This window comes from Halorubrum yunnanense (genome assembly GCF_026586675.1).
GTDB lineage: Archaea > Halobacteriota > Halobacteria > Halobacteriales > Haloferacaceae > Halorubrum > Halorubrum yunnanense.
Genome location: NZ_JAODIX010000076.1, coordinates 1 through 21,660, shown reverse-complemented (window position 1 = coordinate 21,660; position 21,660 = coordinate 1). Strand labels below are relative to the sequence as shown.

At 57.8% G+C, this 21,660-nt stretch carries 28 protein-coding genes and 1 pseudogene; 16 read left to right on the top strand and 13 right to left on the bottom strand.

What is annotated here, in order from left to right:
* Positions 1 to 247 precede the first annotated feature (247 nt).
* The 9 genes from N5096_RS15115 to N5096_RS15080 all read left to right on the top strand — a co-directional run bounded on the left by N5096_RS15115 (position 248) and on the right by N5096_RS15080 (position 8,218).
* A complete protein-coding gene (locus tag N5096_RS15115; protein WP_267665631.1) occupies positions 248 to 943 on the top strand; it encodes a P-loop NTPase family protein in 696 nt (231 codons plus the stop codon).
* Positions 943 to 1,200: a DUF8156 family protein gene (locus tag N5096_RS15110; RefSeq protein ID WP_267665630.1), complete on the top strand. Its 258-nt coding sequence runs from the start codon at positions 943 to 945 to the stop codon at positions 1,198 to 1,200. The genes N5096_RS15115 and N5096_RS15110 overlap by 1 nt, the downstream gene beginning before the upstream one ends.
* 2 nt (positions 1,201 to 1,202) lie before the next feature.
* On the top strand, positions 1,203 to 3,398 hold the full coding sequence (locus tag N5096_RS15105; protein ID WP_267665629.1) for a type B DNA-directed DNA polymerase: 2,196 nt from the start codon (positions 1,203 to 1,205) through the stop codon (positions 3,396 to 3,398).
* A 118-nt stretch (positions 3,399 to 3,516) separates the two neighbouring features.
* On the top strand, positions 3,517 to 3,969 hold the full coding sequence (locus tag N5096_RS15100) for a MarR family transcriptional regulator (RefSeq protein WP_267665628.1): 453 nt from the start codon (positions 3,517 to 3,519) through the stop codon (positions 3,967 to 3,969).
* A 9-nt stretch (positions 3,970 to 3,978) separates the two neighbouring features.
* A complete protein-coding gene (locus N5096_RS15095) occupies positions 3,979 to 4,329 on the top strand; it encodes a type II toxin-antitoxin system PemK/MazF family toxin (protein ID WP_267665627.1) in 351 nt (116 codons plus the stop codon).
* A 208-nt stretch (positions 4,330 to 4,537) separates the two neighbouring features.
* Complete coding sequence (locus N5096_RS16385; protein WP_309243311.1) at positions 4,538 to 5,152, top strand: MBL fold metallo-hydrolase; 615 nt, start codon at positions 4,538 to 4,540, stop codon at positions 5,150 to 5,152.
* Entirely contained in the window at positions 5,052 to 5,963 is a 912-nt protein-coding gene (locus tag N5096_RS16380) for a lamin tail domain-containing protein (protein ID WP_309243310.1), read from the top strand. Before N5096_RS16385 ends, N5096_RS16380 begins: the two co-directional genes overlap by 101 nt.
* Positions 5,960 to 6,244 (top strand): DUF3006 domain-containing protein, encoded by a 285-nt coding sequence (locus tag N5096_RS15085; protein ID WP_267665626.1) that lies wholly within the window; start codon positions 5,960 to 5,962, stop codon positions 6,242 to 6,244. The genes N5096_RS16380 and N5096_RS15085 overlap by 4 nt, the downstream gene beginning before the upstream one ends.
* Positions 6,245 to 6,988: 744 nt before the next feature.
* On the top strand, positions 6,989 to 8,218 hold the full coding sequence (locus N5096_RS15080; RefSeq protein ID WP_267665625.1) for a Cdc6/Cdc18 family protein: 1,230 nt from the start codon (positions 6,989 to 6,991) through the stop codon (positions 8,216 to 8,218).
* Positions 8,219 to 8,377: 159 nt separating this feature from the next.
* On the opposite strand, the gene N5096_RS15075 is transcribed toward N5096_RS15080, so the two are convergent.
* Entirely contained in the window at positions 8,378 to 8,689 is a 312-nt protein-coding gene (locus N5096_RS15075; RefSeq protein ID WP_267665624.1) for a DUF6788 family protein, read from the bottom strand.
* A gap of 403 nt (positions 8,690 to 9,092) precedes the next feature.
* Between N5096_RS15075 and N5096_RS15070 the strand changes: the two genes are divergently transcribed.
* Complete coding sequence (locus N5096_RS15070; RefSeq protein WP_267665623.1) at positions 9,093 to 9,488, top strand: HVO_A0114 family putative DNA-binding protein; 396 nt, start codon at positions 9,093 to 9,095, stop codon at positions 9,486 to 9,488.
* Between the two features lie 88 nt (positions 9,489 to 9,576).
* Here the strand turns inward: N5096_RS15070 and N5096_RS15065 are convergent, their stop codons facing one another.
* Positions 9,577 to 9,747, bottom strand: a complete 171-nt coding sequence (locus N5096_RS15065) for a hypothetical protein (RefSeq protein WP_267665622.1) — start codon at positions 9,745 to 9,747, stop codon at positions 9,577 to 9,579.
* Positions 9,748 to 10,089: 342 nt separating this feature from the next.
* Between N5096_RS15065 and N5096_RS15060 the strand changes: the two genes are divergently transcribed.
* The 3 genes and pseudogenes from N5096_RS15060 to N5096_RS15050 form a co-directional block, all read left to right on the top strand.
* Positions 10,090 to 10,308 (top strand): hypothetical protein, encoded by a 219-nt coding sequence (locus tag N5096_RS15060; RefSeq protein WP_267665621.1) that lies wholly within the window; start codon positions 10,090 to 10,092, stop codon positions 10,306 to 10,308.
* Between the two features lie 79 nt (positions 10,309 to 10,387).
* Positions 10,388 to 11,083 carry a hypothetical protein gene (locus N5096_RS15055; RefSeq protein ID WP_267665620.1) on the top strand — a complete coding sequence of 232 codons (696 nt, stop codon included), beginning with the start codon at positions 10,388 to 10,390 and terminating at the stop codon, positions 11,081 to 11,083.
* A 226-nt stretch (positions 11,084 to 11,309) separates the two neighbouring features.
* Positions 11,310 to 11,459: pseudogene (locus tag N5096_RS15050) on the top strand (ISH3 family transposase); the annotation flags it as partial.
* A gap of 255 nt (positions 11,460 to 11,714) precedes the next feature.
* Here the strand turns inward: N5096_RS15050 and hcsS are convergent.
* The 4 genes from hcsS to arsD are packed head-to-tail and all read right to left on the bottom strand — an operon-like array spanning position 11,715 to position 14,616.
* The gene (gene hcsS, locus N5096_RS15045; RefSeq protein ID WP_267665619.1) at positions 11,715 to 11,939 is read right to left on the bottom strand and encodes a halo-CC-star protein HcsS; all 225 of its coding nucleotides are present in this window, start codon (positions 11,937 to 11,939) and stop codon (positions 11,715 to 11,717) included.
* Complete coding sequence (hcsL, locus tag N5096_RS15040; RefSeq protein WP_267665618.1) at positions 11,930 to 12,346, bottom strand: halo-CC-star protein HcsL; 417 nt, start codon at positions 12,344 to 12,346, stop codon at positions 11,930 to 11,932. Before hcsL ends, hcsS begins: the two co-directional genes overlap by 10 nt.
* Positions 12,343 to 14,283 carry an arsenical pump-driving ATPase gene (gene arsA, locus N5096_RS15035; protein ID WP_267665617.1) on the bottom strand — a complete coding sequence of 647 codons (1,941 nt, stop codon included), beginning with the start codon at positions 14,281 to 14,283 and terminating at the stop codon, positions 12,343 to 12,345. The genes hcsL and arsA overlap by 4 nt, the downstream gene beginning before the upstream one ends.
* A 3-nt stretch (positions 14,284 to 14,286) precedes the next feature.
* Entirely contained in the window at positions 14,287 to 14,616 is a 330-nt protein-coding gene (gene arsD / locus N5096_RS15030) for an arsenite efflux transporter metallochaperone ArsD (protein ID WP_267665616.1), read from the bottom strand.
* A 329-nt stretch (positions 14,617 to 14,945) separates the two neighbouring features.
* Here arsD and N5096_RS15025 point away from each other — a divergent pair, with 329 nt between their 5' ends.
* Entirely contained in the window at positions 14,946 to 15,341 is a 396-nt protein-coding gene (locus N5096_RS15025) for an ArsR/SmtB family transcription factor (protein ID WP_267665615.1), read from the top strand.
* A 1,123-nt stretch (positions 15,342 to 16,464) separates the two neighbouring features.
* On the opposite strand, the gene N5096_RS15015 is transcribed toward N5096_RS15025, so the two are convergent.
* The 4 genes from N5096_RS15015 to N5096_RS15000 all read right to left on the bottom strand — a co-directional run bounded on the left by N5096_RS15015 (position 16,465) and on the right by N5096_RS15000 (position 17,829).
* On the bottom strand, positions 16,465 to 16,629 hold the full coding sequence (locus N5096_RS15015) for a hypothetical protein (protein WP_267665614.1): 165 nt from the start codon (positions 16,627 to 16,629) through the stop codon (positions 16,465 to 16,467).
* A 62-nt stretch (positions 16,630 to 16,691) separates the two neighbouring features.
* A complete protein-coding gene (locus N5096_RS15010; protein WP_267665613.1) occupies positions 16,692 to 16,985 on the bottom strand; it encodes a hypothetical protein in 294 nt (97 codons plus the stop codon).
* Complete coding sequence (locus N5096_RS15005) at positions 16,982 to 17,428, bottom strand: hypothetical protein (RefSeq protein WP_267665612.1); 447 nt, start codon at positions 17,426 to 17,428, stop codon at positions 16,982 to 16,984. The genes N5096_RS15010 and N5096_RS15005 overlap by 4 nt, the downstream gene beginning before the upstream one ends.
* Complete coding sequence (locus N5096_RS15000; protein ID WP_267665611.1) at positions 17,425 to 17,829, bottom strand: hypothetical protein; 405 nt, start codon at positions 17,827 to 17,829, stop codon at positions 17,425 to 17,427. The genes N5096_RS15005 and N5096_RS15000 overlap by 4 nt, the downstream gene beginning before the upstream one ends.
* A 169-nt stretch (positions 17,830 to 17,998) precedes the next feature.
* Here N5096_RS15000 and N5096_RS16670 point away from each other — a divergent pair, with 169 nt between their 5' ends.
* Positions 17,999 to 18,232, top strand: a complete 234-nt coding sequence (locus tag N5096_RS16670; RefSeq protein ID WP_464387804.1) for a DUF8118 domain-containing protein — start codon at positions 17,999 to 18,001, stop codon at positions 18,230 to 18,232.
* Between the two features lie 736 nt (positions 18,233 to 18,968).
* Positions 18,969 to 19,301: a hypothetical protein gene (locus tag N5096_RS14995; protein WP_267665610.1), complete on the top strand. Its 333-nt coding sequence runs from the start codon at positions 18,969 to 18,971 to the stop codon at positions 19,299 to 19,301.
* A 36-nt stretch (positions 19,302 to 19,337) separates the two neighbouring features.
* On the opposite strand, the gene N5096_RS14990 is transcribed toward N5096_RS14995, so the two are convergent.
* From N5096_RS14990 to N5096_RS14980, 3 genes are all read right to left on the bottom strand, one after another.
* Positions 19,338 to 19,940, bottom strand: coding sequence for a hypothetical protein (locus tag N5096_RS14990; protein ID WP_267665609.1), 603 nt, complete (start codon positions 19,938 to 19,940; stop codon positions 19,338 to 19,340).
* Positions 19,937 to 20,878 carry a ParA family protein gene (locus tag N5096_RS14985; RefSeq protein WP_267665608.1) on the bottom strand — a complete coding sequence of 314 codons (942 nt, stop codon included), beginning with the start codon at positions 20,876 to 20,878 and terminating at the stop codon, positions 19,937 to 19,939. The genes N5096_RS14990 and N5096_RS14985 overlap by 4 nt, the downstream gene beginning before the upstream one ends.
* Positions 20,879 to 21,162: 284 nt before the next feature.
* The gene (locus tag N5096_RS14980) at positions 21,163 to 21,444 is read right to left on the bottom strand and encodes a helix-turn-helix transcriptional regulator (RefSeq protein ID WP_267665607.1); all 282 of its coding nucleotides are present in this window, start codon (positions 21,442 to 21,444) and stop codon (positions 21,163 to 21,165) included.
* Positions 21,445 to 21,660 lie beyond the last annotated feature (216 nt).

Sequence of the window (21,660 nt, the reverse complement as noted above, 5' to 3'; positions counted from 1 at the left end):
CAACTTCGAGCGGGGAGACGACCCCGGCCGCGAAAAGCTCAAGCTATGAGATGGTTTCTATGACAGGCTCTAACTACACAAACACTCGAAGGGACATACTACACAGGGCCAAAGCGAGAGAATTACGGCCGTCTGGAGGTAGAACGCACTCTCTAACGGCTTAACTGATTTAGCGATCCGAACCACTTCCACTTTCGCCGCCCATCCATGGCTCACCCCTTTTACACGGCTTTCCATCTACGTCACTATGCGCTCCTCTCGACGACCGACCGCCGATCTCCCAAAGCTCGCACCGGGCGTTACGCTCGTCGACGTCGACAATGACCTCGGTGTCACTCCCGTGCAGGCGCTGCTTCTCGATCAGGTGTTCGGTGGTGACGGCCAAGCGTACTGGGTGGATGGTGCAAACAGAGCGAACACGACGCGGCTCCGCGAACTAGCGCCGGCCGACCGCGTGCTCGATCGGATCGACGTCGCTCGGGGGTTCACGGCCCACCAACATACGTCGCTCCTCGATCGGCTCGCCGGGCGTCTCGATAGTCGCGACCAGCCGTCGGTCGTCGTCGCAACCGGCCTCGACCGGATGTACCGTGACGCCGATATCGAGGACGAGCTCGCCACCCAGATGTTCATTCGCGCGATTGCGTCGATCGCCCGGATCGCGCGCATCCACGACGTGCCAGTCGTCGTTACGCGATGTCGCGAAGACGACTTCTCGCGGCCGCTCCGGCGCGCTGCCGAGACGCACCTCCAGTGCCGGGCAACGCCCTATGGACCACGGTTCGAGGACACTGCAGGCGACGTAGAGACGCTCGTCTACCATACGGGCGACGGTTGGATGCAGACGACACTCGCGTTTTGGCAAGAGGTCCTCGAACACCGCGCTCGGATACACGGGGCGACGACACTCGAACGCGCCGCCGGCCCCGTCGGGGTGCAGTAATGGGTCGGACAAACCCGACATATCGCGATCGCCTCGGGGCGATCGAAGACGAGTGGAGCGCGTATCGCCGAGGGCTCCGCCGGCGCGATCAGGAGACCTTCGACCAATTATTTGTGTACGCTCGTGACCACGCGGACGCCGCAGGTACCCTCAACCACTCGGATCCACTCGCCCCGGTGTGGATGGCGATCGCGATCGAACAGGACCGGCGGATCAGCGAACTGGAGGCGCAGGTCGACAAGCTCACTAACGGGTAGCTGTGACCCTCACGCTGGACTACCTCGGGGACGGTCGCGTTGCTGTGTGGACGCTCACACCCGACGGCGTCGCTCGCGAGGTCCACGACGACTACCGACCGACGTTGTTCGTCGGGGACGCGCCGAACGACCTCTACGGGCGAACAGGCGGTCCTGAGCCAACACCGCCGAGCCGGGACGGGCTCTCGGACGCACTGAACGAACTCCGGTCGTTTCCCGACGGCCAACAGGCGGTCGCCGACCTCGGCGTCGAGTCACACCGGCAGACATTCCGAACGGATGCCCGCCCGCTCCTCCGGGTTGACACCACGTCGATCGAGGCCGTTCGGACGGTCGCAAAGCGGGTGCACCAGTTCGACCAGCCGGACGCGTTCACCTGCTATAATGTCGATTTTACGCGACAACTGCGGTTCTGCCTCGAAACAGACACGCCGGCCGCGCCCGACCGGTCGGTTCGTGACCTCCGAACGCTTCGGCTGGAGTTTCCGAGCCACGAATCGGGGATCGAGTCGCTTCCACAGCTCACCGTCGACAGCGAGCGGGTCGGCTCGTCGCCTCACGAGGTCCTCGACGGCGTCCAGACAGCAATCGACGAGCGCGATCCCGACGTGCTCGTCGTCTCGACCGCCGACCTCGTCCCGTTGCTGTTCGAGGCGGCCGACGCATACGGCATAGACTTTACACTCGGACGCCGACCGGGATACACCAAACTCGCCGGCGAGTCGACATACACCTCGTACGGAAACGTGGGGCACTCCCCAGCACGGTACACAGTCCCCGGTCGCGTCATCCTCGACGAGTCAAACTCGTTTTTCTACCACGAGTCCGGGCCGGAGGGATGTCTTGACCTCGTTGCACGCTCCGGGTTACCGTTAGCGGAACTCGGGTGGGCATCGATCGGGCGCGTGTTAACGGCCATGCAGATTCGCGAGGCCCGGAAGCGGGACGTGGTCGTTCCGTGGCGAGCGTGGCGTCCGGAGCTATTCAAGTCGGCGTCAACGCTGGATGCTGCCGACCGCGGCGGGACCACGTTCGCCCCCCACGTGGGCGTTCACGAGGACGTGTATGAGCTCGACTTCGCGTCGCTGTATCCGAACATCATTCGGACGCGGAACATCTCGCCCGAGACCGTTCGATGCGGGTGTTGCGAGACGGCGGACGTACCGGGGCTCGACTATTCGATCTGCGAGCACGACGGATATTTGCCCGAGGTACTCGGCCCGCTCATCGATGCCCGGAGTGAGATTAAGGGGCAGATCCCCGATGCCGACGGCGACGAGCGCGAGCTGCTGGAGGCCGCGTCGTCAGCGATCAAGTGGATCTTGGTATCGTGTTTTGGGTATCAGGGCTTCTCGAACGCGAAATTTGGGCGGATCGAGTGTCACGAAGCCATCAACGCCTTCGCCCGTGAGATTCTCCTCGACGCGAAGACAGCATTGGAAGACGCGGGATGGCGGGTCGTCCACGGGATCGTCGATTCGATCTGGGTGACACCTGCCGACGGTCGCGAGCAACGCCCGCTGGAGAAAGTCACGAGCGAGGTGAGCGGCGAGGTCGGCATCGAGTTAGAGTACGAGTGTGCGTTCGAGTGGGCGGCGTTTTGTCCGATGCGTAACTCCGAGTCCGGTGCTCTGACGCGTTATTTCGGGAAGCGACGTGGAGAGGAGTATCCCGAAACCGGGCTCGGCGACGCGATCAAGACCCGTGGGATCGAGGGGCGACAGCGATCGACGCCGGCGTGGGTCGAAGATGTCCAGAGCGAGGCGCTCCGCGTGTTCGACGAGACACGGTCGCCGGAGGCAGTGTGTGACGTGCTCCGACGCCGGCTTCGCGAGCTCCGGGAGCGCAAGGTTGATCCCGGGGCGCTGGTCGTCGACAACCGTGTCTCGAAGGACGTGGACGATTACTCGATGGAAACGCTCACCGTGGCCGCGTTAAAGCGAGCGCGGATCGAGGGCGCTGGGTTGGCACCGGGACAGACTGTGCGGTACGTCGTCGTTGACGCCGACGCTCGCGGCGCGTCACGGGTTCGGTTAGAGTACGAGGACCTCAACCGATACGATGTCGAGTGGTACGAGGATGGTGCCGTGCGAGCGGTTGAGAGCGTGCTGGCTCCCGTTGGGTGGCGGGAGGGAGAGATTCGGCAGTATCTCACAGGGATGAGTGACGAGACGTTGGAGGGGTTCATGAATAGATGATACTTAGGGCGATTCACGGAGGCAGCTAGTCTGACACGTGGTTGATTCTCAGCGCCTCAATTCCCCAAACAGTTATCACCTACAATCGCCTACAGTCAACTACAAGAAGACATCCACCATGCCCGTCGACCTTCGAACTCACGACCCATCCGACGACGTCCAGATCAACCCGCGTACGAACAAGGCTGCCATTATCCGTCTTCTCTATACGAACCCCAACTACGGGTTCACACCCTCCGAGATCCACAGTCGGCTTGATGACATCCCAAAGGGAAGTATCACGGGCACACTCACCCGTCTTCTCAACGACGGCGACATCGGCAAGACCGCTGACGGTTACTACCACGCCCTCGAGAGCCGTGATGACCTCCGACGATTTGCCCGCGGCCTCGTTCAAGTTCAGACACTCACCGACCGCTACAACGATGACTTCACTCCTGACGATATCGAACAAACGGATGACCACCCTGCGAGCAACACACAGTCCGAGACCAGACAGCACAGTAGTGCCAACAAAGAACCGGCACCCGAAGACTGGATTGAGAGCGTCGACGACTCCGAGCAGGCGTAGCGACTCGATATGACATGGTATTTTCAGGGCAGTCTCGTCTTTGCGGTCGACCCGACGGGAGCTCATACGAACCCACGGCCCGTCGTTGTCATCTCAGATGCCGACCGGCCATACTTGGAAGAGCAAGCAACTGTCGTTTGTCTCGGCACGAAGGCCGACGAGCGGTACAAGCACTCAACGCCTGTTCTCCCGAATGATGTCATCAACAATGCTCACCTCAAGAAGACTACGTACGTCCTCCCGTGGGCGATCTACACGATCCCTCTCTCCAGTATAGACGATACTCTTCCACGGGGACGACTCACCGACGAAGGTATGGACCTCATCGCAGACGCTGTCGACGATGTGATTCGACCGTGAACCGCCTCGGGGTCAAGCCTCGAGGCACTCGGCCTGCACGGCCTGTAGAACACGAAATTTGCTTTGAGATTAGCTGAGAGAGTTGCTTAGCGTGTTCACACTGCGCTCTGTAGGTAGCTCGCCAGTATGGAAAGCCACCTACAAGGGGTGAGACTAACTCGACAGTTGGTGACACAACGGTATGTCTCGGAGACGGTGTCTTGGACTGGTGGCGGTCGGTATACTCGTGGTTCTCGCAGGCTGTGCGGGCGTCGTCGACGACGGTGGGGGGCAAGGACCGACGATCGACACGGACGGCGACATCGGGAGTGAGACGAACGTCACGACTCCGGACGGTGAACTCACAGTCTATATGTTGAACGTCGGGCAGGGTTCAAGCACACTCATCATTAGACCGACCGGCGAGACGATCCTTATCGACTCCGGCGACTGGCGGGATGACGGGGCGAGTGTTATCGACTTCCTCGAAGCGCGAGACATCACGCGAATCGACCACCTCGCCACCTCACACCCGGATGCCGACCATATTGGTGGGCACGCGGCGATCATCGACCACTTTGAAGAGAACGGCGACGGCGTCGGCGCGGTGTACGACCCCGGAATCGCGGCGAGTTCGGCCACTTACGAATCATACCTCGATGCGATCGAGGAACACGACGTGACGCTGTATCAGACGCACGCCGGCGACACGATTGGCGTCGAGGGCGTCGACGCGCGCGTGCTTGACGCCACCCGAGGGATACCTCGCGAACGGCGATCGCAACGAGAACAGCCTCGTTCTCCATCTCCAGTACGGCGAGTCCAGCTTCCTACTACCCGGTGACGGCGAGACGGAGAGTGAGGAGTACCTCGTCGAGACGTATGGGGATGAACTCAACGCGACCGTCTTCGCCGTGGGTCACCACGGGAGTCGGTCAAGTACGAGTGAACCGTTCCTCGAGACGGTTTCGCCACGCGTTGCGGTCGTGTCGAGCGCGTACGACTCTCAGTACGGACACCCGCACGAAGAAGTGCCTACGCGCCTCGATCAGCGATCGGTGCCGACGTTCTGGACCGGGACACATGGGAACGTTCGCTTGACCAGTAACGGATCGGCAATCAGGGTCGCGACGCAGCAGGACGCGCCGACGGACGCGGCTGGGCTTCGGGACGGCGAGCCGATATCGACTGCTGCTGATGTCGGCTTCACCGATCGAGTCGTAATTCCGACGTCTGGAACGGCTGCGCCGGCGACGCCCGACGACGACGCATCCGATAGCTCCACGCCAGAGCCAGATGACTCCACGCCGGGCGATACGAATACGTCACTCTCGATCGCCGAGATCCACGCCGACGCCGATGGAAACGACAACGAGAACCTGAACGACGAATATGTGGTTCTCGAAAACACGGGGCAGACGACACTCGATCTGTCTGGGTGGACCGTGTCGGATAGTGCCGATCACACCTACACGATCCCACGTGGCGTCGAGCTCACCGCTGGAGCGCAGGTCGTGGTTCACACAGGACGTGGCACGGACACAGCGACCGACCTCTACTGGGGTCGGTCGTCGGCGGTCTGGAACAATGATGGGGATACAGTTATCCTCACAGATGGCTCAGAATCAGTTGTTATCGAGGAATCGTACTCATGACGACATCACAGTATATCGGCGTTCTCGATCGGTTTGAGGACGATCTTGCGGTGATCCTGCTTGAACAGGACGGCGATGTCGTCGACGAACAGGGTATCGATCGGGACGACCTCCCAGCAGGTGGGGATCACGTCGATGCGGTCTTCCAGATAACGAGGGATGATAGCGGAGCGATTCTGGAGCTAGAGTACGACGCCGAAACAACACGCACCCGGAAAGAACGGGCACAGTCACGGTTTGATCGGCTTGCCGAACGGCCACCGACCGACGACGAGTCCTAGATGGATCGATCGTAGCCGCCTTCTCCAACCTCACGGATTGTAGACGGTACCACACACACCCCGGGTGTCGAGTGTAAATGACTCACGATAGCTGTTTGAGCCCGGCTAACCGTTGGCTAGAGGATAGAGTAATGCGAATAACACGGAGATAGAGACTGTAAACAGCTCAGATACTGATTCATTGATAGATATTAATCAGCTAACAGGCTGTCGAGATGGCTCGTCCTCTTCTCTTTGCTTTTGGTTATAAAGAAAATATCTTTGCTGCCTATAACTGTCTATAACAGCTTGTAACACCTAATCTCACTTTCTCTATTGCCTATATAATAAAATATATAAATAGTTTATAGAGAGTAGTAGTGAGACTACTACAAAACACGGGCTGAAGAGTTTTCAACCGAGAATATAGCATCTGACCACCCCACATGTATCATAAACTCCCGAATATCAACCTATCGTTTCATCAGTTTACACTCGACACCCGGGGTGTGTGTCTTCGCGAACGTAGCCTCCTCAACAATCAAAACCGATACGGACCCATCGATGTTACACTCGACGCCCGGGGAGAGAACCGATATCTCCTCACCTCGAAATACACTCTGCTATTCCTCTTTTTTAGACTCTATTAACCGTGTATTTCAGCATTTACACTCGACGGGTGGTGTGTGATTGAGACATAGTTTTATATACCTCACCGACCGTCGTGTGTAATATGGAGCGGACGTTCGGAGGTCGACTATACAAATGAGTGACGAGAAGCAGAGTTCACTCACAGCAATTTGGGAAAGCGACGATCCAGTTTTTGCTGATAAAGAACTTCTCGACATCGAGCATATTCCAAATGAAGAGCGTATTATTGGTCGCGAGGATGAAATATCGAACCTTGCCAACAGTATTCATCCCGCAATCAGAGGTGGGAAGCCTAGAAATACCCTGATCTACGGAAAGACGGGGACGGGGAAAAGTCTCGTTGCCAAGCACGTCACTCAAAGTGCCGAAAACTTCGCTCACGAGCAGGATACGAGTCTTGATCGCGCATACATCGACTGTACGCAAGCAACGACAGAAACACAGGTGGTTATCAAGCTTGCTCGAACATTTAACCGACCAGATGAAACAGATATCTCTGTACCACTTTCTGGGTTATCGACGAATGCATACTACGATCGCCTCTGGCAGATTCTCGATACTCTCCACGATGTCGTAATCATCATTCTCGATGAGGTTGACAAACTTCAAGAAAATAATGTGCTAATGCAGCTCTCCCGAGCTGGAGAAGCTGGAAAGATTGACTCGTGCAAGGTTGGTATCCTCGCGATCAGCAACAAAATTTCATTTAAGGATTCCTTGGACGAGCGAGTTCTGAGTAGTCTCCAAGAGCGTGAGTTTATTTTTCCTCCCTATGATGCAAACCAGCTCCGCGAAATTATGCGTCATCGTCAAGACGCATTTCACGAAGGTGTCCTCACCGATGATGTGATTCCCCTTGCAGCTGCGTTCGCTGCACAGGAGCACGGCGACGCTCGAAAGGCACTGGATATTCTCCGAAACGCAGGCGAACTTGCGAAAGACGATGGCAGTGATGTTGTCCGAGAAGAGCATGTTCGAAATGCCCGGGAGAAGGCGGACATCGATCGATTCTCCAAACTGCTTCAAGACCAGCCAACACAATCGAAAGCAGCAGTATATGCTCTTTCATTGATCGCAGATGAAAGCAAACAGGAAGAATTCCCTACCCGCGAAATCTACGAACAATATGAGCAAATCGCTGAATCACTGGATATTGACACCCTCTCACAAAGACGGATGTCTGATCGGTTGAATGAACAAGCTTTTCTCGATATTCTTGGTGTTACTGATCGAGTTGGCCGTGGTCGCGGGAAGGGGATGACTAATTTCTACTACTTACTCGAAGAACCTGAAGTCGTACAAAGCGCTATTGAATCTGATCAGCGGTTCTCCCCTGCCCTGTAATTCATGGTTTTACACTCGACACCCGGGGTGCCTCATTTTGCTTCTTGCGCTCACACATTCTGTAAAATCTCAAATCATGTCTATACGGTCTGATACGCAGGTAAACGCCAATTTACACTCGACGCCCGGGGTGATCCGTCTGTTCTGTTTTGACCAGCTCTACTCGTCAGGGCTGACTGGTGATTTATATTGGGACCTGACTTGGTTTCCATCTCGCCACTGCCAGTAGTAGTAGCGATTGTCGTTAATTTCCTTGATTGTGATCGTCGCTTTTGCAGGGACACCGTCTGGGAGATCTTCCGCTTCGTCTCGGTCTGGCTCCTCCTCACGATGTGTCTCCCGTTCTTTGCGTTCAGCCAGCTCTTCGGCGTACGTAGCAACATCTCGGAGTTGCTTAGGAGTGGACTGATTCAGCGCGTCGACTAGCTCCGCTGAGAGGCCTGTCGGTGGGATCGGTGGCTCGTCTGACATCGGCTCCTCCTGTGTTAACCAACAAAGAGCCCAAATTCATAGCTTTGTTGGTTAAGTCTGAGCGCTCTTGTGTAGAGCTGCGGAAAGACGATTTGATATTTTGAATACGCGCCGCAGTCCGGCGATCTGAGTCCCAATTGAGTACTCAATTCGCTGCTGGGAACAACTCAACGAGCTCTTTCCGCGTTTCTACATAAGAGCGAGTCTGAGAAGGAACATTCCCATATCCATATTTACAGACACAGCGTATTCGGCTTCGTCGACCGTGGCCGGTACGTCCCTACGTTCCACCCAGAGAAATATTCCGCGCGTGGCGGGCGGCACTCCCCCCAGAGAAACGAACTGACTGGTGACCGCCGAGCCCGCTGACCGACAAACGATCGCAACCCCAACCCACCCCATCATGACCCGAACACTCCACGTCCAGATCAAGTCCGCGGATCGCAGCGGCCTCGAGGAGCGGCTCGAAGCGATCGACGCCGGCGAAGACGTCGAACCCGGTGAGCCAACGCTGTCGATCGAGGACCTCGAGACGTTCGGCCGGGTCTTCCGATCGACCAATCTCGAACTTCTCGAAGCAATCGTTGCACACGAGCCGGAGAGCATCCGTAAACTCGCTCGCCTTGTCGACCGGAACCCACCGGAAGTCATCGACAACGTGAACGAGCTGGCCGACTACGGCCTCCTCGAGCTCGAAGAGAATGGCAGCGCGAAGCGCCCCGTTGTGTGGTACGACGAGATCGACGCGGACCTCCCGCTCACGCCGCCGTCGGGACAAGAACGCAAAGCGAACGCCTGAGCGATAAGGTAACGATGGCTGATGATGTCGATCCCGAGAATCCTCGGCCTGACAGCCATTACCACGTCGATAAGGATGCTGACTGGTTCTACGTCGACGACGAGCTGGCCCCGACGGTCGCCTCTTCAGGCGGTGCGATCTCGAGTCCGGCAGCGCCGCGCTCGATCTCCTCGGGCGTGGCCCCCTCAGCATCGGCGAGCAGCTCGGTGAGCTCTTCGTCCGAGACCACGTCGGCGTCGGCCGGGGCTTCACGACTCATACCACGTTCCTCCCGGCCCAAATAAATAAACGCAGGTGTCGGTTCACCACCATCCGACCACGACGGCGGGCAGCCCGGCGACCGACGCTCTTCGAAGACATCGACGAAGTACTCAGCCTCGCGTGTGAGGTGATTGGCACAGCCGCGGATGACTTTCCCTCGGCTCACCGGAGCGGCGCATGCGCGAGTTGAAGGTGGACAGTCGACTGCGAACGGCGGGCAACGTCGACGTGGAGTCCTTCGTGGTACACGTCATGCCCGAGTGCCGACACCTCGTTGTGGTCCATCCGGACGATGGCCGTCCACTCGATCAGGTCGGTCGCGACGCGATAGTAAAGCTGAATGGGGAAGATCGCAGATCAGCTCCAAGCGGAGGTTGAGGCGTATCTCATCGCTGGTGGGGCAATGGCACTTCAGCAGCCGTCTCTCAAGGACACCGATCCTGTTGTCGTGGATGAGACGGCTCTCAGACACTTGATGGGCGTACTCGCCGATCTCGGTTATGAGGAGGTCACTGATATCGGTGAGGAACTTGATTGCGGATTCTACGACAGAAGCTGATCAAATTTTTGATAGCCAGAGCATCTGCTGGGTGTTTTAGGACCAACCTTTTTATAATAGGCACTACACAACTAACATGATGAATCAAGGTCTGCTCACTCAATCCGAAGAACCAATTCAGAATACTGTAGCGAACGGCAACGACAAAAATCCAAATACTGCAGTCGCCGACGGTGGTAATGTTACTGCCGATGAGGCGTTCACTGATGACGAGATTCGTAGCGCTATTAATTCTCGATCTTGTCTTGCTAGCATAGCAGAAATACGTGATGTTCTCCAGACAGTGCAACAGAGGTTTGAGGAGTTTTGGGCGGCACATATGGACGGCGTTCACCAAGGCACGCTTGACCTCGTCGAAACCGATAACTCCATTTTAATTTTTGCTGATAATACTGGTCAATTTTGGAATGAAGAGTTTGGTCATCCGCCACTAGCTGACCGTAACCTCTCGGAAAGGACACCTAAAGTTATCAAAAGACTTCACCACACTTGGGCCCGCCGTCACACTAATTACGGCTGGTCGACTGTTGACCCTGTTGTCATCAGAAAGCCACAGAATTTCAAACACACACAAATGTTCATCGAGTCAGTCGTTAACGGACTAATAGATAAGGGACTATCGCCGGGACAGGCATGGGCCGTATATGGGGTCCACGTCGCAGGCAACTCCCGGAATAAGTGGGCATCAAAATGCGGCTACGCCGATCACTCCGCAGTATCGGAGCCTCTGCGTAAGGCAGAAAATAAGCTTGATCGGACTGCGCTACTCCACTAACCATTCGTCTTTAATTAAGCCTAGTAGGCTCTGTTGAAATCTCCTATTTCAGACAGATTTTCATCTGAAATAGCTGGTCAATAAGAACTGCGTATGAGCACCCGCGAGTGGAGCAAGCGATGACACTCGGGGTGAAAAGAGGTTGTACCGGACCTCTCAAAGAAACATTCAGTACATCACAAAGCCGGTTAGTTGAGACGTCTGCTTGCTGAAGGTGTGTCTAATACTGGCGACGCCCCGCCGTGGCGGGCGTCGCCTCTGGTGGTGGCCGTACAAGAAGTTCGTGAATATGGTTCGACGAGCCGCGTGGACGGCCCTCGCGGTGCGTCGGGCCGTCCCCTCTAACCGGCCACCGGACGACCGGTTCCACTGGTAATCAACGACCGAGTACGCCGCTTCGTGAGTGGCAACGCTGTCGCGACGGCGGCTGACTGCCGCCGACAGCGACAGCTTCGCCCTCGATCAGCGTTCTTTGACCGCTATCGACGGCTCACTACAACAGAACAGGTACTCAGGTCAGGCTAACCGGCGATGCTTTGTGAGGTACTGATAATCAACATCATACCATCACGCTGTTTGACGAACTCCAGTCGGGTAAGCTGCCGGAGGTGGCTTGCTTGCTCGACCTCCGCTAACAGCAGCTGTCGTCGTCGGCACCGCAGACGCTGCCGTAGTCGATTCCAGTCTCGTCTCCGATCGCCTCGTTACACTGCATCACCATCGTGGTGAACGCGAACTCCGAGGAGGACTCTTTCGCCGCCGCGAGCTCCTCACCGAGCGACTCGGCGGCCGCGACGACCTCGTCGTCCGTCACTTCGGACTCGCTGGCGTCCTGACCGGAAGCGCTCAACAGCACCCACCTCCGGTAGACCGCGCGAACTCCTCGCCGATCTCGTCGCTGATGGCGTCGTTCGTCCGCTGGAGCAGTTCGACCAGCTCCGTCTGTGCGGCCTGCTGACGCTGTATTGTCTCGTTATTCGACATCTCGGTCTGGAGCTGCTTCAACTCGGCCATCACCGACCCGTCGAAGTCGCCGCGCTGCATCTGCTGTTGCTTTCGCTGGTACTCGCGAAGCAGCGCCATCGCGTCGTCATCGTCCTGTAGCGCCTCGTCGGCCGCGACGAACCGCTGGTACGTCTCAGACTCGCCGAGCGTGTTGAGGAACTCGCGGAGCGCCGCCTCGACGCGGTCTTCTACGTCTTCCTCATCGGACACGGCCACGCTGCCCTCGGCCGCGTCGTCTACATCCTGTGCGTCGCTCACGAGGGAGTCACCCCCGGTACGTCGACCTCGGCAATGTTCGCGAGCCCGGTGATCTCCTCGCCGAAGGCGCTGAGTTCATCGAGCCCGATCGGTTCGTCCCGCCGGAGCGGTGCCAACATCAGCGGCGCGTTGAACCGGTCGCGGATTTCCTCAAGATACTGCGCCTGCTGGGCGCGGCGGTTCGCGAAGAAGGCGTTGTCGCCGTACTCCTCGGGGAGAAGGTAGTTGGCGACGACCAGCGAAGTGTCGATGCCGACCTGATCTTCGAGATCGGCCGCGGCCCGATACGCCTCCATCATGGGCGTGTATTCGGGATACATCACGAACGCGAACGTGCTCCGCTCGGGGTCTTTCATCGTCTCGATGACCTCGTCGTACTGGTCGCCCTTCGCGGGCGCGGCCCCCTTCGTCAGCGATCCGAGGTCCATGAACCCCTTCCAGTCGGAAGGGAGTTCGAGCAGTCGGAGGGTGTGGCCCGTGGGGGCCGTGTCGAAGACGACAACATCATAGCCGTCCTCGTGGAAGTAGCTCACGAACTTCTCGAGCGCGGCCATCTCTTCGGCACACGGCGACTCCAGTTCCTCTTCGACGTTTGCGATCGCGGCGTCGACGTCGATCTGGGTATCTTCTTTGTCCTCGTACATTTCGGTGACGTGGTCGAGGACCTGCTCGCGGTACTCCGCGAGCGCTTTCTCTTGGTCGATCCGCGCCGCGTCGAGGTTCTCTTGACCGACCGGGGTGGGCTCGTGGCCTACTGGCTCGCCGAAGATGTCCTCTAAGTGCGCGGCCGGGTCGGTCGTGACGACGAGCGTTTCGTGGCCCGCTTCAGCGAGCTTCGTCGCAGCCGTCGAAGCGACCGTGCTCTTTCCGACACCACCCTTGCCGGTGAAAAAGAGGTACTGCGTCTCGTCGCCCGGTGTCAGTTGATCCACGACCGCGTCGGGATCCGCCATCGAGTCGAAGTCGACCGCGCCGTCGGCGTCCACGTCGGTCGCGGTCCCGACATCGACGGTCGCTTCTGCGCCGTCGTAGAGGACACCGCCCACGTCCGCGAGCAGGTCGAGCCCGGCTATCTCGCCGGGCTGAAGCGGATACGTCGCCGTCGCGTCCGCATCGAACTCCTCGCGGGCCCGCTCGATGACGGCCTGTTCGTCCGCGCGTTTCCCCTCAAAGAAGGGATCGTCGCACACCGACTCAGGGAGATATCCGTTGAGTATCAGTAACTGGGACTCGATGCCGAGTTCGCCGAGATCGCTCGCACTACGTTCGATCTCGTCGATCGAGGAGTCCTCCGGCTTGCCGACGAACGCGAACGAGGTGCGCCCATCGTCCTGTAGCGTGTCGATGGCGCACTCGTAATCTTGCTTTTTGTCTTCCATCGAGGCGGCCGGACCAATACAGGTCGACCCACCCTTTTCAAGTTCGGCGTTCCAGTCGGAGGGGAGTTCCATCAGCCGAATGGTGTGTCCAGTTGGTGCCGTGTCGAAGACGACGACATCGTACTCGGGACTGTCCATGAAGTCGACGAAGTTGTCGAAGGCGGCGATCTCCTCGACGCAGGGGCTGTTGAGCTGCTCTTCGACCGTCTGGATCTCCTCCTCGCCGAGTAGTTCCCGCATGGGCTCGATCGTATCCTGTCGGTACTCCTCCGCGGCGGTGTCCGGGTCGATCTCGATCGCTGAGAGGTTATCGACTCCGTCGATCGCGGTGACCTCGTGGCCGATGGTTTGACCGAAGATGTCCGAGAGGTTCGGCGCTGGGTCGGTGGTCACCAGCAGCGTCTCGTAGTCGTTGTCGGCGAGCCACGTCGCGGTCGCACAGCTGACTGTGCTCTTGCCGACGCCACCCTTCCCGCTGAAGAAGACGAACTCGGTGTCGTCGCCGCTCGGTTCGACGACGTCACGCGCACCTGTCGCTGTCGACTGTGATTGTGCCATTCGTTAGGCCTCCTGTGGCGTTGGGCTCTCCTCGATAGCCGCGGTCAGTTCGTCGTACGAGAGGTACTCGCCTTCGGCGACGATCTTGTCGTCGACGACCGTGATCGGGAGAATCGATGGGCCATCCTCCTGCACGCGGTCGTAGATCCGCTGCGTTTCGAGGAACTGGTCGATGTTGTGCTGCATGTTCGCCCGATTGACCTCGAGATCATCGAACGCGTCTTCGAGTTGGTCGAGCGCCGCGCTGACCTCAACGAGTTCGTCGTCGGGGTCGGGACCGCAGACGCCGGTTGAGCAACACATCGCTTCTTCGTACAGGATGAGTTCGGTCATGATTGGGTCGAATCGTCGTCTATCATCTGAGCTATCGTTTGCGACAGAGACTACCATCAAGTTCTCTCGCGATCAATACAGTTGAACAAGTATTCAGATAATTATAAATCCATCGATAGCTCACCTACTCGAACGTCTCATCGGGAACATTCGAAATGGCGTTTTACCGCATTTGCTGTAGATATAAGATTTCGGTACTCTCCAGTTTATGTAAATGCGCCTCATCTAAACACACTCTACTTGAAGAAATAATGAACCATCTAGCACATGCTAATAACGGATGCGTGCTGGTCCACAACGCTTAATCTCACATCGATTCAATTATGTGTATGTCATCGACCGAGCGTTTACAGCGGTACGTCGCCGACGAGTGCGGCTCCTGTACAGACAAAGACCTCGCCGACCGGTTAGCGGAGTTGGAAGAACTGAACGAGAGCATCGGCGGATCCGATCTGGAGACCGATATCGAGCTGCTGTCGGCGCTCGGCAACGAGACGCGGTACAAGATTGTCCGGATGCTCCACGCGGCCGACGACGACGAGCTGTGCGTCTGCGAACTCTCGCCGCTCTTGGACGTGAGCGACAGCGCAATCAGTCACGCCCTCTCACAACTTACCGACGCCGGCCTCGTCACGCGGCGGAAGGAGGGGAAGTGGCGGATGTATCGCGCCACGCCGCGGGCAAGCGCCGTGCTCGTCGCGCTCGACGGGTCGCGATCGCTGTGAAAAGTCCCGGCTCAGAGCAGACCGGCGAGGATAATGTTGAACAGCACGCCGACAGCGATTCCGGTTGTCACGACCGTCATCGGGTAGATCCTAAGCAGTCGGCATTCGAATAGCTTTCTGACGGTCGAGGTACCATTGAATTGTAACCCGAAGCTACAGCCGGCCAGAGACGATTGAGAGGGCTTTGACATCCTCCCCACGCTGAAGCGCGAGGATTCCTTCGTGGGACAGCACGCCGGTCGTGTATCCCCGAAGGTACCCTGACCGAGACCACCGGGGTCTCGGCTGTGGTTTGTGAGTAGTGCGTCGGGCCTCCGAAGAGAGGCGTTGTGTGCTTGGGTATCCGCTTGCACCTCACAGGCCGTGCCATCGACCCGACTCACCCGCGAAGGGCGAGTAGAACATCCGACGCAGGGTTGCTTTTTGTTGACGGAGACCCCAATCCAACTCCAATTTTCGTCTAATCTGCTTACGCTACAACATGCTGTCAAGTAGTATAAAACTCGTGGTCAGCGTCCCTGTTGTCGGATTCATCTCCGCGCTAAAGCGCGAGGCTTTCTCCTTGACTTTCCGTAAAACAGCATATAGATGGATCACTGAGCGGTACGAGCGGACATCAACGCGAAGCCCGAACCGGCCTGTGATGGGACTGAAAGAATCTCACGTCGAACTCATAGGGGGCCAGAAGTGCTGAGTGCTTCTACCAGCGGCAGACGATCGTGTCTACAGGTACCGCTGATAATTAGGCGAGGTTACTGCTCGCCAGCGAACTCGTCGTAAAGGTCGATGACGCGCCCCTCGATCTCGTCGCGAATCTCTCGCACGCGGTCAATGTCCTGATTATGTGGATCATCGAGCGCCCAGTCGCGAACCTCGACATCGGCGTCCAGCTCTAACGTCGAAAAGTATGAGGTTACACCGATCTACCTATCATATAGATTATATTAAAATAACAGCCCCGATTTGCACTAATTGCCCATTCGCCCGCACCGTCAGAGAAGTGAGTGTCAACGGTGACCGCTATCGGGCCGATCTGAGTTGTTTTTGAGAATAGAACCGCCAGTCAGTGGATTCAGCTGTAGCCGTTACTCAGTGGTACTGAAGAACCCTCGAAATAGTAGCGCTACTCGTCGACGTCGACGACGGTCGCCTCTTCAGGCGGTGCAATCTCGAGTTCGGCAGCGCCGCGCTCGATCTCCTCAGGCGTCGTCCCCTCAGCATCAGCGAGCAGCTCGGTGAGCTCCTCGTCCGAGACCATGTCGGCGTCAGCCGGGGCTTCGCGACTCATGTCCCCTTCTACCTGACGCCCTTCAAAAACATTGACGTAGCCAGTCGGGAGGGACGGGACTATCATTTGTCCTTGCCGGCGTCGTCGCTCTCGTCGAGGTCGTTGAGGAGTGCGCGGGCGATCCGTACCTGTGCCTCAAGTCCCGGATCGACCGGTCCCAACTCGCCGCTCTCGGCCGCCTCAACGAACGCCCGAATTTCTTCGGCGTCTTGGTCGTCGTCGAGCGAGAGGTCGAGGTCGCCGTTCTCAACGGCATCTGCGAGGTCGCCCGCCGGATCGATATGTTGTGGGTCGCTCTCCGGGACTGGCTCGGGATCGACGTCCCCCTCCTCGTGGTCCGCGTCGTCGCGGGTCATCGTCCTTCCTCGCCGACCCACCGGTACGTATCACTGACGGCGTGATACTCGACGAGCTGCGCGTCGGCGAGATACCGGAGGCCGGGGTCGACCGCTCGCCCCCACCATGTCGCCGTGTTGAGCGTGCTCCCGTCCGCGAGCGCGTCGACAAGTTCGGTCTGCCCCAGCTGGTCGCCCGTCGCCGCGAGGTATTCGGCCGCGCGCCGTGTCTGCGCTCGCGTCACCGCCGGGTCGATCCCGGTCGACGGATCCCACCGGGCGAGCGCAACGTCGAGTGCCGTCGGGATTTCCAGCTTATCCTTATCAACACTCATGACGACGTTAATGCCCCCCAGTAACCGATTGATATTCTCACGGACATACGTCGGACCGTCCCGCTCGACAGCCCGATCAATCATATTCTGAACGTCTTCTTGCTCGGAGTATCCGCTGTCGTTGCTCATGATTCCTCCTCGCCGACCCCGTCCGCGCTGTATGCATCCGTCGGAGGGTCGGCCGGGGTTTCGGTCGCGTCGTCGCCGGCGTCCGCTCTCGCGGCGTCCTCGCCGACTGAATCGCGTCTCACGTCGCCGGGGCCGGACGGTAGTCCGTCGTCCATCGTCGGGGCGTCACCGGCGCGATCCTTCCAGTAAAGCACTCGGCGTGATACCTTCCGCCGATCCACCTCGCCTCGGTTGTAAAGCGCCCCGAGCTTTCGCCGTGCCGTCTCTCGTGAACACCCGAGTGCGTCCGATACGTCCACCGAGAGAACCACCGGCCCGCGTACCTCGTCGAACACCGCCCGGACGTCGTCGAGCGTCACCGTTTCAACGTATTCACCGTCGTCGCCGTGCTCCCGTGGCATACCCCAACGCTTGACCGCGTCCGTCTTAACCATTAAGCTCACACAAGATGGTAAACCATGATGGCATAGACTAAAACTATATGTATTATACAATATGCCAGAGACAGACCGGTACCTCGGGGCGTGTTGAAACGCCCGGGTGGTTGGAACACTCGAGCCGGTCGGTCTTATGAGAACGACCGTGTCCGTATACGAACCCAACCCGAAGGGGCATACCGATACCGAACACGCAACCGTCGTCGAGAAGGGTCCTCGGTGGAAGGGTCCGGTTACTGAATACGACCGTTACGGCGAGCCGACCGGCGCGCGGTTCGTTCGGTGTACCGGATGCGGGGTCGAGGTCCTCGCAGGCGACACGGAACACTCGACCCACCGGGACGGGTGCGACGGTCCTGAGGAATAACTGCTCACTATCTCTGGATCGATCGCCGCGTTGGGAGGGGGGTGATTCTTCACTAGCAGAGCCGTCCACCTGCCAACTCCAGTCGCCGAATAGGGCTGTCTGTTTTGTCTCTGTGCTATCGCGGGCGTCGTCTTTTTTTCCCATTTGGGGATAGATGCGGCTAGTGGGTGGTTGTTCGCTCAATACCGTATTTGCTCGATTATGCGAGCGTAGCGGCCGTTACCGCGGTTTTGACATCGGGCCATGGGTATAAAAACGGGCGCGCGGCGGGTTTAGAGAGAGCCGAGACTAAACACGCGACCCATCAGGACGGGTGTCCGCTCGACGAATAGGCGTCTTTTCTCTCCCGTTTTTGATAGTAACCCCGTGAGATACGTCTCTGGTTCTTTAGATAATAATCCAAACATGGCCGACTGCGTCGGGGTCAACGTTCGCCGGCGCGGGGCGTGTGGTCCCACGTATTCGGCTCGAAGGTGTTATCCCAAATTCTAGACACACTATACCGGAAACGCGGTGTGTAGCCCGCTCACAGGTGCGAGGACACTGATCCTGTCGCCTCAAAGCAAGGGTGATCGCGCTCAGAGCACACATCGATAACGGGGTGTTCCCCGATCACACCACCTCTTCGGCAGTATATATCGCATATTGCAATACAGTATCTAAACTGAGCTACCGACGATGGTGGATTAATTCATTTTCAATTACATTTAACAGTCTCAGACCCGTGGCAACCTGTATGGAAATTGAAATTGACGGTATTGACGAAGCAATAGACACGCTTGAGGATATGGAAGAGAAGGCAGAGGAGATCGATGGTGACAACGATGTCCCGTTGAATGAACTGTTCACCAATGACTTCCTACAGAGATATACGGAGTTCGCTTCTCTAGAAGAATTCTTTGAAGAGAGCCCGTGGGTAGTGGAATCTGACGATGATATAGACGCGATACCGCAAGAAGAGATGGACGAGTACGTGAACGAACACACGACATTTGACGATACAGACGAAATGACAGGCGAAGCAGCTACGGAGTGGGCTGCAAAGCAGCTCGGATTTTCGCCGGATTAGCCGTATCTGACTTCTGCTCCTTAGGTTCCGACAGAGCTATTCATCATCCCTATCAGGGAGGTCGTCGATGAGGTCTTCCTCCTCGATCGTGCTGCGGACCTCGCTCGGAGACATCTCGGCGATTTGGCGAGCTCCCAGCAGGAGGGCAAGTGGCCGGTAGTAGCGGTTTCGTCCCCCGACGCGCTGTTCGTCAAGGTCAACACCTGTCCCCTCAAGGATATCCAACGACATCCGTCGGTACACGCGCTCCAACTCCTCGCGGACCTCGGCGTCGAGGTAGTACGTATCGTGCTCTCGTTGCGTCACTGGCTCCAGTTCCGACATAGTCACCTGATCCGTCTGTGTGGCGTGTGTTTCCTGTTCCGCCTGTGGCGGTTGTGGTGACTTATTCTCCTGTGTCGCCTGTGCTGCCTCTGTCTGTGAGTTTGCGTCCATCTCGCTCGTTCCCTGTTCCGCATTTTTTGTCTGTTGCCCCTGTTCTTCCTGTGCCGCCTGTGGCGTCTGTTCCGGCTCGGGTGTCTGTTTTGAACGCCCTCGACGGCGGCTCGGTCGGGAGTCACGCTTCCCCCGGACGCGGTTGACACGCTCCTGAGTCTCCTCGTCGAGGTTCTCGTCGTCCTCGCCAGCGTCGTCGCTCATGCTGTCACCTCGAGGTCGAACGCCTCGATGACGTGGTCGCCCAGCTGACCGAACGTCTCAGTGACATCGGCCTCTGGCTTGTGTGCGAAGATCGACTCGCCGGCGTCGTAGGCGTACGAGAGCGCGACACGCTCGGGTATCTCGTACACGGGGACGTCGTCAAATACCTCTGCAAGGAACGACGTCATCTCATCGGCAGCGTTCGTCGACATGCGGATCCGGTTCGTAACTGCAGCGACCTCGTCGATACCGCGGCCAGTCTCCGTCTCGAACGCAGCGATTTCGTCGAATAGCCGGTCAACCGCCCCCTTCGAGGATGCCTCCGCTGTCGCCGGCACGATCAGGTTCGGCGCGGCGTACAGCGCGTTTTTGAACATTGGGTTATGCCCCGGTGGCGCGTCGACGATTACGACGTCGTAGCTCGTGTCGATTCGGGCGATAGCGTCATCGAGCAACCCGTATCCGTGGTCGTCGCTCCCGACCGTCGCCGGCGTCACCAACTGCGTCATCGACTCAAGCGCCCACGTCGCAGCCTCAACGGCGTCCGAATCGTCAACGACGTCACCGTTGTGCAGCTGACCGAGGAAGTGTGCTGCCGATAGTTCGAGCGTCGACCCCAGCATGTCGATGCTACTCGGAATGAGGTCGGCTTCAGCGCCCTCACAGAGGATCGTCGCGACGTCGTCGCGAGCCTCGATATCGAGAAGGACATCGAATAGTGTAGGCGGTTCAGCCTCATAGGCGTCCAAGTGGCCAAGCGCCTCGGTCAGGTTTCCCTGCGGGTCGGCGTCGGCGGCAAGAACGTCGAGCCCGCGATCGGCGAGTGCGCCGACGAGATTCGCAGAGATGGTTGTCTTCCCGACGCCGCCCTTCGCATTCGCAATGACCAGCCGTGGCGGGTGTGTCGCCTGTCCCGCCTGTGGCGGTTGTGGTGGCATGGGCGGAACAGGTGTCTAGAGCGTCTTAATTTTACGTCAGACATCAACCCAGAGCGCTCAACAGAACTCAAACACAGACTCGAATCGATTGATGCTGTGGTACAACTGTTCGAAAATGCCCCTGATGATGATTATAGTGAGGAAGGGTGGGAAGACCGACTGGAATCGATACTGTAGCGCTGTCTCTTAGACCAAGTAGTTCAGATACTAGAGGTTCTGAGTGGAGCTCACGCGAGGTGTCTGTGAATTTCCGGGATCGAACTGTCCTCAGCGCGGCAGTTCAGTCAGCCGTCGTGGTCAATATACTCGGCTTCCCACTCAGCCCGCGCTTCGATCTCTCTGGTACCTCGGCGGGTCAGGGTGTACTCATTGGTTCGTCGATCACGTTGACTTTTTTCGACAAGTCCCTTCTCAACGAGCGTGTCGAGATTCGGATAGAGCCGACCATGGTGGATCTCCTTTTCGTAGTAGTCCTCGAGTTCGTCTTTGATCGCAAGCCCGTGGGGGTCATCAAGGCCGGCAATTACGTACAGCAGGTCTCGCTGAAAGCCAGTAAGGTCATACATATCACAAATTACTCATCCGAGTTTTGAAATACTACTGATCTGGCTCTGATAGAATTCTCAATGATTGCGATCGCTCTCCGGTAAGAAATTATTGTATTCTGTTGTGTTGAATAGCGATCTTATCTACTGATATCGGCGGTTTAGAAGGGGTGAATCCGAGGAAATCGAAGTTGGTATGGAAATCGATATCCTCGACTTCATCGAGCAGTGTCGTGA

Excerpts from the sequence above, each read along its gene's own strand:
- N5096_RS15110 (WP_267665630.1), top strand. The coding sequence starts at position 943 with ATGGGTCGGACAAACCCGACATATCGCGATCGCCTCGGGGCGATCGAA.
- N5096_RS15085 (WP_267665626.1), top strand. The coding sequence starts at position 5,960 with ATGACGACATCACAGTATATCGGCGTTCTCGATCGGTTTGAGGACGAT.
- N5096_RS15100 (WP_267665628.1), top strand. The coding sequence starts at position 3,517 with ATGCCCGTCGACCTTCGAACTCACGACCCATCCGACGACGTCCAGATC.
- N5096_RS14980 (WP_267665607.1), bottom strand. The coding sequence starts at position 21,444 with ATGTATGACCTTACTGGCTTTCAGCGAGACCTGCTGTACGTAATTGCC.
- N5096_RS15080 (WP_267665625.1), top strand. The coding sequence starts at position 6,989 with ATGAGTGACGAGAAGCAGAGTTCACTCACAGCAATTTGGGAAAGCGAC.
- arsD (WP_267665616.1), bottom strand. The coding sequence starts at position 14,616 with ATGACCGAACTCATCCTGTACGAAGAAGCGATGTGTTGCTCAACCGGC.
- N5096_RS16670 (WP_464387804.1), top strand. The coding sequence starts at position 17,999 with ATGAGAACGACCGTGTCCGTATACGAACCCAACCCGAAGGGGCATACC.
- N5096_RS14985 (WP_267665608.1), bottom strand. The coding sequence starts at position 20,878 with ATGCCACCACAACCGCCACAGGCGGGACAGGCGACACACCCGCCACGG.
- N5096_RS15065 (WP_267665622.1), bottom strand. The coding sequence starts at position 9,747 with ATGAGTCGTGAAGCCCCGGCCGACGCCGACGTGGTCTCGGACGAAGAG.
- N5096_RS15005 (WP_267665612.1), bottom strand. The coding sequence starts at position 17,428 with ATGAGCAACGACAGCGGATACTCCGAGCAAGAAGACGTTCAGAATATG.
- N5096_RS15095 (WP_267665627.1), top strand. The coding sequence starts at position 3,979 with ATGACATGGTATTTTCAGGGCAGTCTCGTCTTTGCGGTCGACCCGACG.
- N5096_RS15010 (WP_267665613.1), bottom strand. The coding sequence starts at position 16,985 with ATGACCCGCGACGACGCGGACCACGAGGAGGGGGACGTCGATCCCGAG.
- N5096_RS15025 (WP_267665615.1), top strand. The coding sequence starts at position 14,946 with ATGTCATCGACCGAGCGTTTACAGCGGTACGTCGCCGACGAGTGCGGC.
- N5096_RS15015 (WP_267665614.1), bottom strand. The coding sequence starts at position 16,629 with ATGAGTCGCGAAGCCCCGGCTGACGCCGACATGGTCTCGGACGAGGAG.
- N5096_RS14995 (WP_267665610.1), top strand. The coding sequence starts at position 18,969 with ATGGAAATTGAAATTGACGGTATTGACGAAGCAATAGACACGCTTGAG.
- N5096_RS15055 (WP_267665620.1), top strand. The coding sequence starts at position 10,388 with ATGAATCAAGGTCTGCTCACTCAATCCGAAGAACCAATTCAGAATACT.
- N5096_RS15060 (WP_267665621.1), top strand. The coding sequence starts at position 10,090 with ATGGGGAAGATCGCAGATCAGCTCCAAGCGGAGGTTGAGGCGTATCTC.
- N5096_RS15070 (WP_267665623.1), top strand. The coding sequence starts at position 9,093 with ATGACCCGAACACTCCACGTCCAGATCAAGTCCGCGGATCGCAGCGGC.
- N5096_RS15115 (WP_267665631.1), top strand. The coding sequence starts at position 248 with ATGCGCTCCTCTCGACGACCGACCGCCGATCTCCCAAAGCTCGCACCG.
- N5096_RS15000 (WP_267665611.1), bottom strand. The coding sequence starts at position 17,829 with ATGCCACGGGAGCACGGCGACGACGGTGAATACGTTGAAACGGTGACG.
- N5096_RS15075 (WP_267665624.1), bottom strand. The coding sequence starts at position 8,689 with ATGTCAGACGAGCCACCGATCCCACCGACAGGCCTCTCAGCGGAGCTA.
- arsA (WP_267665617.1), bottom strand. The coding sequence starts at position 14,283 with ATGGCACAATCACAGTCGACAGCGACAGGTGCGCGTGACGTCGTCGAA.
- N5096_RS14990 (WP_267665609.1), bottom strand. The coding sequence starts at position 19,940 with ATGAGCGACGACGCTGGCGAGGACGACGAGAACCTCGACGAGGAGACT.